Source organism: Pseudomonas hamedanensis, assembly GCF_014268595.2.
In the GTDB taxonomy this organism is placed as follows: domain Bacteria; phylum Pseudomonadota; class Gammaproteobacteria; order Pseudomonadales; family Pseudomonadaceae; genus Aquipseudomonas; species Aquipseudomonas hamedanensis.
In genome coordinates this window covers 178,374-193,094 of record NZ_CP077091.1, presented here as the reverse complement: position 1 = coordinate 193,094, position 14,721 = coordinate 178,374, and the positions used below count along the sequence as shown (strand labels likewise).

The window sequence follows — 14,721 nt, the reverse complement described above, 5'->3', positions numbered from 1 at the left end:
TGCCGACCTTTGGCGTCTTGCTCGACACCAATTAGTCCGACTTTATATTTGCGATGATGAGTAAATCGGCTATAAATCTTCTGCTATAGATTCAATAGCCTGACTAATTGCAAATTCTCAAAACAACAACAAAAAGGAAGGTCTACCATGCTTCAATCCCGTCACCTGCTTTCCGGCCTTGGACTGTCACTGATGATCGCTTCCCTTTCCGCCAACGCAGCGGGCCTGACCGCCGAACACAAAGCCTTCGGTAAAACCAATGATGGCACGCCCGTCGAGCAATACATCCTGCGCAACAGCCACGGCATGCAAGCCACCGTGATTACTTACGGCGCGACCCTGCAAGCGCTGAAAGTCGCCGACAAGCACGGCAAGTTTGACGACGTAGTGCTTGGTTTCGACGATGTGCAGGGCTACCAGAAAGGCACGGCGTACTTTGGCGCGACCATCGGGCGCTTCGGCAATCGCCTCGCCGACGGCGCCTTCGAACTCGACGGCAAGCGCTATCAGGTGCCGCAGAATGACAAGTCCAACGCGTTGCACGGCGGCCCTCAGGGTTTCGACAAAAAGGTCTGGAAGGCCAAAGAAACCAAGGACAAGGATTCGGTCGGCGTGACCCTGACCTATCTGTCGGCGGACGGCGAAATGGGCTTCCCCGGCAACCTCAGCACCGAAGTGACTTATCGCCTGACCGAGAACAACGAACTGCGCATCGACTACAAGGCCAGTACCGATAAGCCCACGGTGCTGAACCTGACCAACCACAGCTACTTCAACCTCGCCGGCGCCGGCAATGGCGACATTCTCAAACAAGTCGCCACGCTCAATGCCAGCCATTACACACCGGTGACGGCCAAGCTGATCCCGACCGGAGAACTCGCGCCTGTCGCGGGCACGCCGATGGATTTCACCAAAGCGACCGCGATCGGCACGCACATCAAGGCTGATCATCCGCAGTTGAAGTTTGCCGAGCCGAAACAGGGCGGCTTCGACTTCAACTGGGCGCTGGACACCAAAGGCGATATCAGCAAAGTCGCCACCGAAGTCAGCGACCCGCAATCGGGACGAACCCTGCAGTTGTTCACCACCGAGCCGGGCGTGCAGTTCTATACCAGTAACTTCCTCGACGGTACGGTCAAGGGCAAGGGCGGCAAGGTCTATCCGCACTGGGGCGCGTTTACCCTGGAGACTCAGCACTATCCCGACTCGCCAAACCAGCCGGGCTTCCCGAGCACACGACTGGATCCGGGGCAGACCTACACCCACAGCGTGATTCTGAAATTCACCGCAAAATAACCTTTGTGGCGAGGGGATTTATCCCCGCCGGGATGCGAAGCAGCCCCCATCCTGCAAAATGCGCTTTATCAAAAAAGAACTCCATTGCAGGTTTTGGGGCTGCTTCGCATCCCAACGGGGATAAATCCCCTCGCCACAATTGATGTGTTTTGTCCCTTGATTCTTTGTCAAACAAGCCTCCTTCCCGGAACCCTTGGTCTATCCTGCTGCCCACCAAAGGTAACGAGATTTTCGCAAAGGAGGTTTGAATGCGTACCCTTGAATTGGCTGGCGTGCAGGTACCCGTGATTGGCCAGGGCACCTGGCGCATGGGTGAGGATCGCTCGGCGCACAAGCGTGAAGTCAGCGCACTGCGCAGCGGCATCGAACTGGGCATGACCCTGATTGACACTGCGGAAATGTACGCCGAGGGCGGTGCCGAAACGGTGGTCGGCGAAGCCATCAGCGGGCTGCGCGATCAGGTGTTTCTGGTCAGCAAAGTCTACCCGCACAACGCCAGCCGCAAAGGCATCCACCTGGCCTGCGAGCGCAGTCTGCGCCGGCTCGACACCGATTACATCGATCTCTACCTGCTGCACTGGCGCGGCCAGTATCCCCTGGAAGAAACCGTCGAAGCCTTCGAGCGCCTGCGCGAGGACGGCAAGATCGGCCGTTGGGGCGTGTCAAACTTCGATGTCGATGACCTTGAAGAACTTTCCAGCCCGGCCTGCGCCACCAATCAGGTGCTCTACAACCTTGAAGAGCGCGGCATCGAATTCGATCTGCTGCCGTGGTGCCAACACCAGCGCCTGCCATTGATGGCTTACTGTCCGATCGGCCAGGGAGGCGCGATGCTCGCCGAGCCGGTGCTGCGCGACATTGCCGCTCGTCACAACGTCACCCCGGCGCAGGTTTCGCTGGCGTGGATTCTGCGTCAGGATGGCGTGATTGCGATCCCCAAGGCTGTGCGTCCCGAGCATGTGCAACTCAATGCCGAGGCGGCGCAGCTGCAACTGGACGCTGGGGATCTGGCGGCGCTGGACACGGTGTTCCCGGCGCCAAAACGCAAGCAGCGGCTGGCCATGGTCTGATCCGCCGACTGCGAGGGCTTCGCGATGAGAAGCACGGATCTGCACGACCCGTTCAACCTGCAACGTTTTGTCCAAGCGCAGGACCCGGTATTCGAACGAGTTCAACGCGAACTCCAGGCTGGGCGCAAGCAAAGCCACTGGATGTGGTTTGTTTTTCCGCAGTTCGCCGGGCTGGGCGGCAGTGAAATGGCCCGGCGCTTTGCCATCGGTTCAGCCGAGGAAGCGCGGGCCTATCTGGCCCACGAAGTGCTCGGCGCGCGGCTGCGCACCTGCACACAGTGGGTGCTCAACGTGCCGCAGCGCTCGATCAGCGAGATCTTCGGGCATCCCGATGACCTGAAATTTCACTCTTCAATGACCCTGTTTGCGCAATTCAGCGGCGCAGACAGCCTGTTCAATCAGGCGCTGACGCGCTACTTCCACGGCATTCTCGATGAATGGACGCTGCAACTGCTCGACTTAAAACAGGCCCAACTGCCCACCAATCAGGGTTGAAAAGTCGTCATCGACAAACGGCAGAATCGCATCCGCCACCGGTTGCAGTTGCCGGGTGATGTAATGGTCGTAATCGATGGCGGCGCGGCGTGCTTCCAGCGGCTCCGGGCCGGCCAAGGTGATGACGTAGCTGATCCAGCCGCCGTTCTGGTACTGCCGGGGCCGGCCGTGCTGCGCGTTGTAGTCGTCGGCGAGCCGCGCTGCGCGCACGTGCGGCGGGACGTTACGCTCGTAATCGTCGAGGGTGCGGCGCAGGCGCTTGCGGTAGATCAATCGATCATCGAACTCCCCGGCCAGGGTCTTGCGCACATAGTCGCGCACGTAATCCTGATACGGCTTGCGCTGGAAAATCCGCTCGTACAATTCCTGCTGAAATTGCCGGGCCAGCAGCGACCAGTCGGTGCGCACGGTTTCCAGACCTTTGTAGATCATTTCCTCGCGGCCATCGGCGCGGGTGACAAGGCCGGCGTAACGCTTCTTGCTGCCCTCCTCCGCACCACGAATGGTCGGCATCAAAAAGCGTTTGTAGTGGATCTCGAACTGCAATTCCAGCGCGCTTTCCAGGCCGTAGGTTTCGCGCACATGCTCGCGCCACCACTCGTTGACCTGGTTGACCAGCGCATGACCGATCTGCGCCGCCTCCTCCTGGCCATGGGCGCGACGTAGCCAGACGAATGTGGAGTCGGTATCGCCATAGATCACCGCATGGCCCTGCGCTTCGATCAACTGGCGGGTGCGCAGCATGATTTCGTGGCCGCGAAGAGTGATCGATGAGGCCAGGCGCGTATCGAAAAAACGGCAGCCGCTGGAACCGAGGACGCCGTAGAAGGCGTTCATGATGATCTTCAGCGCTTGCGACAACGGCGCGTTGTGCTCACGCTTGGCAGTCTCGCGCCCCTCAGCCACTCGCGACACAATCGACGGCAGGCAATGGCGGGTGCGCGAAAAGCGTGCACCACGAAAGCCGGGTACCGAATCGGCATCGTCCGGGTGCTGCAAGCCTTCGATCAGCCCCACCGGATCAATCAGGAACGTACGGATGATCGACGGATAAAGGCTCTTGTAGTCGAGCACCAGCACCGATTCATACAGCCCCGGTTGCGAATCCATGACGAACCCGCCGGGGCTGGCCTGAGGCGGATGGGTGCCGAGGTTCGGCGCGACGAAGCCCTGACGGTGCATCAGCGGCATGTACAAATGCGTGAACGCGGCCACCGAGCCACCGCTGCGATCCGCCGGCAGACCGGTGACGCTGGCACGTTCGAGGAGAAACGTCAGCAGCTCGGTCTTGGCGAAGATCCGCGTGACCAGTTCGCAGTCCTTGAGGTTGTATTTGGCCAGCGCCGGTTTGTCCTCGGCGAACATGCGATTGATCTCGTCCATGCGCTGATACGGGTTGTCGATGGCCTTGCCCTCGCCAAGCAACGTCTGCGCGACGTTTTCCAGGCTGAACGAGGGGAAGCTCCAGGTCGCCGAACGCAGCGACTCGATACCGTCGATGATCAGCCGCCCCGCGGCGGAAGCGAAATAGTGATTGCGGCTGCCGTGCTCGCGCCACTGCATTTCTTCGCCACCGCGGCCGATTTTCAGCGGCACGCCGAGGCGCCGCGCGTGTTCGTGAAGGATGCGCAAGTCAAACTGCACAACGTTCCAGCCGATGATCGCGTCGGGGTCGTGGCGGGCAAACCACTCGTTGAGCTTCTTCAGGAGAATGGTGCGCGAATCGCAATATTCGAGATCAAAATCAACAATGCTGTCATCGCCGTTCGGCGCCCCGAGCATGTACACCTGACGTTCGCCACAACCTTCCAGGGCGATGGAATACAGCTCGCCGGTCTCGGTGGTTTCGATATCGAGCGAGACCAGGCGCAGTTTCGGTCGATAATCGGGGTCGGGCTTGAGGTGGGCGTTGATCAGCACGCCGTCGGCGTCCGGCGTACCGCTGAACCGCACGGGTGCGGTAATGAAGCGCTCCATCAGATAGCGTTCCGGCGGGCGCACATCGGCCTCGAAGACATCGACCCCGACGCGGTTCAACGCGGTTTCCAGGCGCATCAACTGACCGTGCTGCTGGCAATACAGACCGAGCACCGGACGATGCTCGAAATCCAGCAAAGCCAACGGCCGCAGTTCGACGTTCTTTTCGTCGTGCAGCAGGCGTTCGGCCGCTTCACGCTGTTCGGCGGGGATGAACGCCACCGAAGGCTGGTGCGGCAAGCGCACACGGCGCGGCCCGGCGTCGGTCGCCAGCCAGAATTCGACTTCGGTGCCGGCCGGCGTATCGCGCCAGTGCCGGGTCAGGACGAAGCCCTGCGGTAAATCCACCACTGCAACCTCGGGAACTGAATCAGACCGGCATTCTACGCAGCATTTATGGTGAGGGGATTTATCTGTGGTGAGGGGATTCATCTGTGGCGAGGGGATTTATCCCCGTTGGCCGCGAAGCGGCCCCGCTTTTAATGAAAGGGCCTGCTGCGCAGGCCAGCGGGGATAAATCCCCTCGCCACAGATGAATCCCCTCGCCACAGATACTTCATTTGCAGATACAGAGATGTTTTTCCGGCAAATGGCGTTTTTTGCGTGCTATCTGCCGCTTTGCGGCCTTGCCCTGCCGCGCAGGGTCTACGATGCTTGATTAACAACGACAACACCTGAGTAACCGCCATGAAGACCGTCGCCCAACTGCTCAAGCTCAAAGACCAGAAAAATCAGGAAGTGCACCAGATCAAACCCGATCACATGGTGCTCGAAGCGCTGATGAAAATGGCCGAGAAAAACGTCGGCGCCCTGCTGGTGGTGGAAGACGACAACGTGGTCGGCATCATCAGCGAGCGCGATTACGCACGCAAACTGGTGCTGCACGGCCGCTCTTCGGTCGGTACACCCGTGCGCGACATCATGGTCAAGGACGTGATCACGGTGGACACCAAACAAACCGTCGACACCTGCCTGGGCATCATGTCCGACCGCCGCCTGCGCCACTTGCCAGTGGTTGAGGACGGCAAGCTGATCGGCTTGCTGTCGATCGGCGACCTGGTCAAGGAAGCCATTGCCGAACAGGCCGAGCTGATCAAGCAGCTGGAGCAGTACATCCGCGGGGAGTAATCGCCCAGACACCACAGCCCCCTTGTAGGAGTGAGCCTGCTCGCGATAGCGATCTGTCAGCTAGAAATACAGTTGGCTGACAGACCGCTATCGCGAGCAGGCTCACTCCTACAGGGGGTGCTTTGTCAGCCTTGAGACGGCCAATGTCGCTCAAACACCGGCGCCAGCACCGGGTGGCGGTCAATCCTCTGCAACCACGCATAAAACCCCGGCCGGGTCTGGCGCAGATGTTCACGGCTGCCGGCCCAACGGCTCACCACTGCCGCCAGCACATCCAGCGCGCCCGGCGTTTCATCGTCCAGGTACAGCTCGCCGGAAAACTGGTCGGCAAACACCTCCCAACTGAAGTGCAGACGCTGACGCGTGCCGGCGATCAGGTTCTGCCGTGCGCTCTCGTCCGCCGCCATCAGCCAACGCTCGGGGTAGTCGATAATGCCGATGGCCGCGTAGCAATTGCTGACGATATAGGCCAGGCCGCGAATCGCCTGATCGCGATCAGGCGCCTTGGCCGGCAGCAGGCCGGACTTGGGAAACGTCAGGCCCAGATGAATCATGATCGCCGCGCTCTCGGTCAGGGCACTGCCGTCGGGCAGTTGCAGAGTCGGGATCTGTTTCAGCGGATTGAGTTTGCCCAGCGCCTCCGCGGCCTCCGCGCTGGCTTCGGTGTCGATGAAGCGATAAGCAATCTGGCACAACTCCAAGGCTGCCTCGATGGCAGCTGCGCCGGAATTTTTATGCCCGTAGAGCTGGTACATGTCCGTTCCCCCTAAAAGGCCATGGCAACAGGGTAGATGGCTGGCCGGCCTGCTGTAGAAAATTCTGCCGATGTATCGCGTTTGGCACGTTTTTCCCATGCACTGCCGACTTGCGAATTCAATCCTCGCAAAACAGCGCTGGCGGTGCCCATCCCGCACCAAGAGCATTCATCGAACGCTATCCGCGTTCTTGTAAGGTGCGATACCGAGCCAAAAGTTCGTGTATCCGAGCTGGCAACAAGGAGTTCACCGCGTGAATCTTCAAACGCTGCGCCGCCCAATTGACACAACTCATATCCATCACCAGGCTCGTGTTCATTTGAACATCATCGGGCTGGCGCACTTCTCCTTTATTACCTGAACCCATACGCACACCGAATGTGCTTGGCGATCAATATTCGCCGAGCGCAGCGTGCTATTTAGTTTTTAAATATGACTTTGCATTAACAACCTGAAAGCGGATTGTCGAACAATAAGTTTCGAAGTTTAAAAGTTGCACCAAAAATGAACCCGCCACTGTGACGCAGTTCGCTGTTGGCATTCAACTCGCTCCAACAAAAACAAGGAACATGCCCTGTGAGCCACTAATACATTGACCCGCACCAAATCGATCCGCCGCGCACCATCCCGCGCTAAGCCTGATCGCAGAGCAGACGCTCTATCCCGCCGATTGGCGCGATACAGCGCTCACCCTGTCTCGCACTCGAAAAAGCCCTCTTGCAAGGACTGAAGGCCCCGTGTGCGCTACAGAAAAGCCATACTCAGCGGCGAACTTATATAAATGCGACATCGGTAACCCGAAGATAATTAGCCCTACGCAGTGCCGCAAGTTTTGGCACATCCGTTGCAAAGTGTAACAGGCAAGAGACATACAGAACGTCTCTACCCACATAACAACAGCCAGGGAAAGGGTAATGAACAATCAGGATAGCTGGCGCTGAGCCAGTAAGTTTGTCCGAGCTGCATAAACAGATAGTCAAACTATCGGCTCGCGCACACCTTGAAGAAGGTTACACCCAATCACTCGAACATTCGCCATATGTTCGGACGGCACTTTATTGCCCTTCATCTGACCCGAGGGAGCTTTAATGAACGATGCGGTAAAGCACAAAACCCTGCCGGGACCGTTGCGGGAAGCGCCGGTCCCGCCGCCAACGGGCAGGCAGGCGTTTACAGCCAACACTTCACGACCCGGCGGGTTGAACAAACCACAGATGGTGCTGCTGATTGCCGTGTCGGCGCTGATACACGGCGGCGCGTGGTGGTTCTTTCATCAGGCGCGGCCGGAGCCGCTGCCCACGCCGCCCGAGATTCCGGAAATGACCGTCGAGCTGACCAGCCCGACGCCTCCGGCCCCGCCGACACCGGAACCACCACCGCCGCCCCCGCCTCCACCGCCGCCGGAACCCGAGCAGCCGGTGGAAGACGAGGACGCGGTCAAGCCGCCGCCCAAACCGGTGGAGAAGCCCAAGCCGATCGAGAAACCGAAACCGGTCGAGAAGCCAAAACCAGTGAAAAAAGTCGAGCCGCCGAAAGCGCCACCCGCCCCGGCACAACCGGCCGCCCCTGCTGCGCCGAGCACACCGAGTGCACCGCCGGCGCCGGCTGCTGCGCCCGGTCCGGTCAAGGAATCGGCAGCGATTTCCGGCCTCGCCAGCCTCGGCAACCCGCCGCCGGAATACCCGTCGCTGGCGCTGCGACGTAACTGGGAAGGCAGCGTGGTGCTGCGCATTCAAGTGCTGGCCAACGGGCGTGCCGGTGCGGTGACGGTGACCAAGTCCAGCGGCAAGCCGCAACTGGATGAGGCGGCCGTCGCGGCGGTGAAGAACTGGAAGTTCATCCCGGCCAAGCGCGGCGACACGCCAATCGACGGCTTCGCCACCCAGACCATCGATTTCAAATTGCCGCAATGACGGCGCAACCGACTCATTACTGATTAAAGCAAGCGAGGTGTAGCCATGAACGATTCACTGTCTTCGATGATTGTCCCCGGTGTGCTCTGGGGCCTGGTGCTGTTTTCCGTGGTCAGTTGGGCGATTCTGTTGGTCAAGTCGGCCCAGTACCTGCGCCAGAAAGCGCAGAACAAGCAGTTCACCAAAGCCTTCTGGAGTGCCCCCGACCTGCTCACCGCCGCCGAACACGCCAGCCAGTATCCCGGCTCGCTGGCGCGCATCGCCAGCAGCGGTTTCGAAGCTTTGCTGGTCGAAGATTCGCCGCGCACCACCCAGCAACTGGCGCACACCATCAACCGCTCCGACAGGCTGGAACGCAACCTGCGCCAGCAGATCCAGAAGGAGCGCCGTTCGCTGGAAAACGGCCAGGCGATCCTCGCCAGTATCGGCAGCACCGCGCCGTTCATTGGTCTGTTCGGCACCGTGTGGGGAATCATGGAAGCCCTGCAAAGCATCGGCGAAACCGGCTCGGCCAGCCTGGAAGCAGTCGCCGGCCCCATCGGCCACGCGCTGATCGCCACAGGCGTGGGCATTGCCGTCGCGGTACCGGCGGTGCTGATCTACAACTTCTTCCTGCGCCGGCTGAAGCTCGCCTCGGCCGACATGGATGACTTCGCCCACGACTTCGACGCCCTCGCCTCGCGCAGTGCGTTTTCCATCAGCCGCCAGGCCATCGCCAGCAAAAACACCAACGCCGTGCGGGAGGCCAGCTGATGTCGTTCTCCACTCAAGACAGCGATGAAGTGCTCAGCGAAATGAACGTCACGCCGCTGGTCGATGTGATGCTCGTGCTGCTGGTGGTGTTCATCGTCACCGCGCCGCTGATGACCAACGCAATCAAGGTCAATCTGCCAAAAACCGACGCCGTCGCCCCCGCCGAGAAGAAAGACCCGGTGGTGGTCAGCGTTGATCAGGACGGCAAGTTCTATCTGGCCAAAACCGAACTGGCCCCGGAATCGCTGGAGGCCAGCCTCAGGGAGGTCAAGGCCAAAGACGCCGAGGTGCGCGTGCAATTGCAGGCCGACGCTGCCGTCAATTACGGCCAGGTGGCCAAGGCCATGGCGTCCATCGAACGCTCCGGCATCAGCAAGATTTCGGTGATGACCACCCACTGAGTGCGGTGCCGGGCGGCAGTTGAAAGCAGCCATCCGGCACCGCTGAAAAGAATCCCGTCGCACCCGGCCGACCGAAAAACGCCACGCGTCTTCGGAGGGGATCGGCTTGCTTGAAGAAAGTGGTTTTCCGCACGCGGTATCACCGGAAGCGGAGCAATGAGCGGCTCACAAGGCCAATTCGATAACGTCTGATAATCGGAAATAACCATGCTGATGAACACTCCACGCTTCACGCTCAAACCTTTGGTGGCAACGATGTCTCGCCACCGTTTTGTTCCGCTGTATCTGGTGGCCATGGGGATGGGCGCCGGGACCGTGCAAGCGGCCGAGGACGACAACAGCAGCGTGCCGGCAGCCGCTGTCGTGGCGGCGCCGACCACGCAACTGCAACGGGTCGAAGTGACCGGTTCGGCGATTCGCCGGGTCGATGCGGAAACGGCGGTGCCGATCACCATTCTCAAGGCCGACGAGCTACGCAAACAGGGCGTGACCACCACCGCCGAGCTGGTCCAGCGCATCACCGGCAGCCAGTCGATCAATAACAGCGCCGGCTCGGTCGGTGCGGCCACGGGCGGTGCGTCGTTTGCCGACATGCGCGGCATCGGCGCGAACAAGACGCTGGTGCTGCTCAACGGTCGGCGCCTGGCCAACAACGCTTTGTCGGGCACCAACTCGGCGGGCGGCGCGGTGGATCTGAACATGATCCCGTTTGCCGCCATCGAGCGTGTCGAAGTGCTGCGCGACGGCGCCTCGGCCCTGTACGGCACCGACGCCATCGGCGGCGTGATCAACTTCATCACCAAAAAATCCCTGACCGATGGCGCGTTGACCCTCGGCGGCGAAACCCCGACCCACAGCGGCGGCGGTGCGACCAAGGACATGAGCGCGAGTTGGGGCTACGGCGATCTGGAAGAAGACCGCTTCAACGTCCTCGGCGTGTTCAACTACAACAAGCAGCAGAACCTCGACGCCAACGACCGCTCGTTCGCCAATGACTACTCGCCCGGTCGTGGGCTCGATCAGACCTCCGGCACCGCGTTCCCCGGCAACTATAGCCAGAACGGCAACGCCACCAACCCGTTGGCCAACAGCAATTGCAACGGCCCCAACCTGATCGGCCGCGACGGTTTGTGCCGCTTCAGCACACGTGAATATATTGACCTGGTGCCGCAGACCGAGAAGACCTCGTTCTTCGGCAAGACCACCGGCAAGCTGGGCGACGACCACAACGTCAACCTCGAATATTTCTGGTCGCGCAACAACAACGCCACCGCCGTCGGCCCGGCGCCACTGACCGGTTTGAGCCTGGATTCCTCATCGCCCTACTACCCCGGCAACGGCATCACCCCGGCGCCGACCGATTTCGCTCTCGATCCGACGCAACCGGTCGATGTCAACTGGCGCGAGACTGCTGCAGGTCCGCGCGAGTCCAAAGACCAGAACACCAGCCAGCGTTTTCTGTTGAGCTTCGACGGTCTGGTCGGCGGCTGGGATTACAACCTCGGCGCCTCGTATAACCAGAATAAAATCGTCTCCAGCGTCACCAGCGGTTATGTCAGCGATCAGGCGATGATCGACGGTCTGGCCAGTGGTTTGCTCAACCCGTTCGGCCCGCAAACTGCCGCGGGTCAGCAGTACATCGACGCCGCCGCGTACCACGGCGCCTACTCCACCGCCGTGGGCCGCGTCGCCGGTTTCGATGGCCGGGTCAGCCGGGAGATTGGCGACTGGTTCGGCGCAGGCCCGGCCGGTCTGGCCTTGGGCGGCGAGTACCGCAAAGAGAAATTCCATCAGGACTTCGAAGCGTTTGCCGGCGATATCCAGAGCCTGGGCATCGACCCGGCGGGCAGCGTCGAAGGCGACCGTAGCGTCAAAGCCGCCTATGCCGAAATCAACGTGCCGGTGCTCGACAGCCTCGAGTTGTCCGCCGCCGTGCGCCACGACAAATACAGCGACTTCGGCAGCACCACCAACCCGAAATACTCGTTCCGTTATCAGCCGCTCAAAGAGCTGGTGGTGCGCGGCGCCTACAGCGAAGGCTTCCGTGCGCCATCGCTGTACGAGCTGTATTCGCCGCGCAGCATCACTTACACCCAGGGCTACTACAACGACCCGGTGCTGTGTACCGGCGGCGTGGTGCAACCGGGCGGCAACGGTGGCCGCGATTGCGGTCAGCAGTTCCTCAACCAGATTGGCGGCAACGAGGATCTGGCCCCGGAGAAAGCGCGCAACGTGACCCTGGGCTTCGTCTATCAACCGATCAGCAACCTCTCGGTAGGTCTGGATTTCTGGTGGATTCACATCTCCAACCAGATTCAGCCGTTCCCGGAATCCACTGTGTTCGATCAGGCGGGCTCCTATCAGGATCGCTTCGTGCGCAACGCCGACGGCACGCTCAACTACATCGTCACCGGCAACGCCAACCTCGGCATCGTCGAAACCAACGGTGTCGACGTGTCGCTCGACTATCGCTTCCCGAACACGCCGTACGGTCAGTTCGGCCTCGGCTTGCAGGGCACCTATGTCGACGAGTACGACTTCCAGAGCACCATCAAGGGGCCGTTCACTGACAAGGTCGGCGATTTCCAGGGTGACGGCGTGATTGCGCGCTGGAAGCACAACCTCACCGGCAGCTGGAGCTTTGGCGCGGCGCGGGCAGCGCTGACCAACCGTTTCACCACCGGTTACAACGACTACGACCGCGAAACTCATGCGCGCGTGGCGTCGTATTCGGTGTGGGACCTGTCGGCCGGCTACACCTTCAACAAGGTGCTGGATGTCGATGCCGGGATGAAGAACGTGTTCGACCGCAACCCGCCATTCTCCAACCAGGCCTACAACTTCCAGAGCGGCTATGACCCGCGCTACACCGACCCGCTGGGCCGGACGTTGTTTGCGCGCATGACGTATCACTTCTAACCGAGAGCACCGCAACTCCTGTAGGAGTGAGCCTGCTCGCGATAGCGTTTTTTCAGTCAGCCTTGCGGGGTCTGACTTGGCCTCATCGCGAGCAGGCTCACTCCTACAGTTTTGACCTGTGTGCATTCAGGAATTAAGGAGTGACTTCATGAGTGTTTTGCGCAACATGGCCGCTTTGCTATTTGGCAGTGCGCTGCTCTGCGTCGGCACCTCAGCGCTGGCCGCTGGCAGTCATGCGCTGACGGTGTATGGCGAGGCGCCGAAGTATCCGGCCGGCTTCAAGCATTTCGATTTCGTCAATCCCGACGCACCCAAGGGTGGTTCGCTCAGCCGTGCGTCGATGGAAATCGGCCAGTACAACTACATCACCCCGTATGCCGATCAAGGCATTTCCGTGGTGCAGGTCAACGATTGGGTGTACGCGCCGCTGGCGTTCCGTTCGCTGGATGAGCCGTATACGGTTTACGCTCTGGTCGCGCAGCAGATCGAGCGCGACCCCGAAGGAATGTGGGTGCGTTTCACCCTTAACCCCAAGGCACGCTTCGCCGACGGCACGCCGATCACCGCCGAAGACGTGCGTTACACCTTCAACCTGCTGATGACCAAGGGCAGCTTGAGTTATCGCCAGCAATACGCCGACGTGCAAGACGTCTTGATCGAAGGTCCGCGCCAGGTGCGCTTCACCTTCAAGAACAACCTCAATCGCACCCTGGCGCTGGATCTGGCGACGATGCGCGTGCTGCCCGAGCACTGGTGGAAAACCCGTGACTTCGCCAATGGCGGCGGTTTCGAGCCACCGCTGGGCAGCGGCCCATATCGGGTGAGCAAGGTCGACGCCGGGCGCAGCATCAGTTTTCAGCGCGACCCGGACTGGTGGGGCAAGGACTTGCCCGTCAGTCGCGGCCTGTACAACTTCGACAGCCTGACGGTGAATTTCTACGGCGACACCGACGTCGCCCGCCAGTTGTTGCAGGCTGGCGCGTTCGATTACAACCGTGAGTTTTCCTCATCGGGTTACGTCGTTGGCTACGACAGCCCGGCCCTGCGCGACGGGCGCTTGCAAAAAGCGATTCTGGCAACGGAAAAACCTACCGCTGCCCAAGGCTTTGTATTCAACCTGCAGAACCCGATCTTCCAGGATCGCCGGGTGCGCCAGGCGATCAGCCTGCTGTGGGATTTCGAGTGGACCAACAAGCAGATGATGCGCGGCTTCTACGTGCGCCAGAACAGCTTTTGGCCGAAGAGCGAAATGGCCGCCAGCGCCCTGCCCGACGCCGAAGAACTGAAGATCCTTGAACCGCTGCGCGGCAAAGTGCCCGACGAAGTGTTCACCACGGTGTATGAGGCGCCGAAAACCGATGGCAGCGGCTACATCCGCGACAAGCAACTGCAAGCGCTGAAACTGCTCGCCGAGGCTGGCTGGACGGCGAAAAACAATCGCCTGGTCAACGCCGCCGGCGAGCCGCTGGAGTTCACTTTTCTCGACGGCCAGGGTGGCTTCGATCGTATGCTGCTGCCGTTCAAACGCACCCTCGCGCAGATCGGCATCACGCTCAATTTGCGTCGCATCGACTCGGCGCAGTACATCAACCGCCTCAACGCTCGCGACTACGACATGATCGTCTGCGCTTTCCCGCGCAGCGGCGATCCGATCGTTTCCCCGGGCCGCGAGTTGTACAGCCTGTACGCCTCGCAAAGTGCCACGCAAGTCGGCAGTTCGAACGCGATGGTGCTGGCCGACCCGGCGGTCGATCAACTGATCGACGGCCTGGTCCAGGCCAACAGCCGCGAGGCCATGGTGCATTACGCCCGTGCGCTCGATCGGGTGCTGCAATGGGGTTACTACATGATTCCCAACTACTACTCCAAAGGCACGCCGACGGTATATCAGAACCGCTTCGGCATGCCCGCCGTGCAGCCGGCCTATGACGAAGGCCTCAACACGTGGTGGGAAGTCTCGGCCAAGCCGCTGACGACTCAGCAGATGAGCACTCAACTCGCGGGGGGCCAATGA

General features: G+C 60.6%; 11 protein-coding genes. 9 read left to right on the top strand and 2 right to left on the bottom strand.

Features of this window, described 5'->3' with window-relative positions:
• The first annotated feature begins 147 nt into the window (after positions 1-147).
• From HU739_RS00865 to HU739_RS00855, 3 genes are all read left to right on the top strand, one after another.
• A complete protein-coding gene (locus HU739_RS00865; RefSeq protein WP_186551794.1) occupies positions 148-1,296 on the top strand; it encodes an aldose epimerase family protein in 1,149 nt (382 codons plus the stop codon).
• 248 nt (positions 1,297-1,544) lie between these two features.
• Positions 1,545-2,366 (top strand): aldo/keto reductase, encoded by an 822-nt coding sequence (locus HU739_RS00860; protein WP_186551793.1) that lies wholly within the window; start codon positions 1,545-1,547, stop codon positions 2,364-2,366.
• A 24-nt stretch (positions 2,367-2,390) separates the two neighbouring features.
• Entirely contained in the window at positions 2,391-2,861 is a 471-nt protein-coding gene (locus tag HU739_RS00855) for a DUF1810 domain-containing protein (RefSeq protein WP_186551792.1), read from the top strand.
• Here the strand turns inward: HU739_RS00855 and HU739_RS00850 are convergent.
• Positions 2,826-5,186, bottom strand: a complete 2,361-nt coding sequence (locus tag HU739_RS00850; protein WP_186551791.1) for a DNA polymerase II — start codon at positions 5,184-5,186, stop codon at positions 2,826-2,828. The two genes, HU739_RS00855 and HU739_RS00850, sit on opposite strands and share 36 nt — an antisense overlap.
• 339 nt (positions 5,187-5,525) lie before the next feature.
• Here HU739_RS00850 and HU739_RS00845 point away from each other — a divergent pair, with 339 nt between their 5' ends.
• Entirely contained in the window at positions 5,526-5,966 is a 441-nt protein-coding gene (locus HU739_RS00845; RefSeq protein ID WP_186551790.1) for a CBS domain-containing protein, read from the top strand.
• A gap of 125 nt (positions 5,967-6,091) precedes the next feature.
• Here HU739_RS00845 and HU739_RS00840 read toward each other — a convergent pair whose 3' ends face one another.
• Positions 6,092-6,721, bottom strand: coding sequence for a glutathione S-transferase N-terminal domain-containing protein (locus HU739_RS00840; protein WP_186551789.1), 630 nt, complete (start codon positions 6,719-6,721; stop codon positions 6,092-6,094).
• A 1,088-nt stretch (positions 6,722-7,809) separates the two neighbouring features.
• Here HU739_RS00840 and HU739_RS00835 point away from each other — a divergent pair.
• The 5 genes from HU739_RS00835 (at position 7,810) to HU739_RS00815 (ending at position 14,721) form a co-directional block, all read left to right on the top strand.
• Positions 7,810-8,634, top strand: coding sequence for an energy transducer TonB (locus tag HU739_RS00835; protein WP_186551788.1), 825 nt, complete (start codon positions 7,810-7,812; stop codon positions 8,632-8,634).
• 45 nt (positions 8,635-8,679) lie between these two features.
• Positions 8,680-9,387, top strand: a complete 708-nt coding sequence (locus tag HU739_RS00830) for a MotA/TolQ/ExbB proton channel family protein (RefSeq protein ID WP_159245475.1) — start codon at positions 8,680-8,682, stop codon at positions 9,385-9,387.
• A complete protein-coding gene (locus tag HU739_RS00825; RefSeq protein WP_186551787.1) occupies positions 9,387-9,788 on the top strand; it encodes an ExbD/TolR family protein in 402 nt (133 codons plus the stop codon). The genes HU739_RS00830 and HU739_RS00825 overlap by 1 nt, the downstream gene beginning before the upstream one ends.
• Before the next feature lie 207 nt (positions 9,789-9,995).
• Positions 9,996-12,707, top strand: a complete 2,712-nt coding sequence (locus HU739_RS00820; protein WP_186551786.1) for a TonB-dependent receptor — start codon at positions 9,996-9,998, stop codon at positions 12,705-12,707.
• 148 nt (positions 12,708-12,855) lie between these two features.
• A complete protein-coding gene (locus HU739_RS00815; RefSeq protein WP_186551785.1) occupies positions 12,856-14,721 on the top strand; it encodes an extracellular solute-binding protein in 1,866 nt (621 codons plus the stop codon).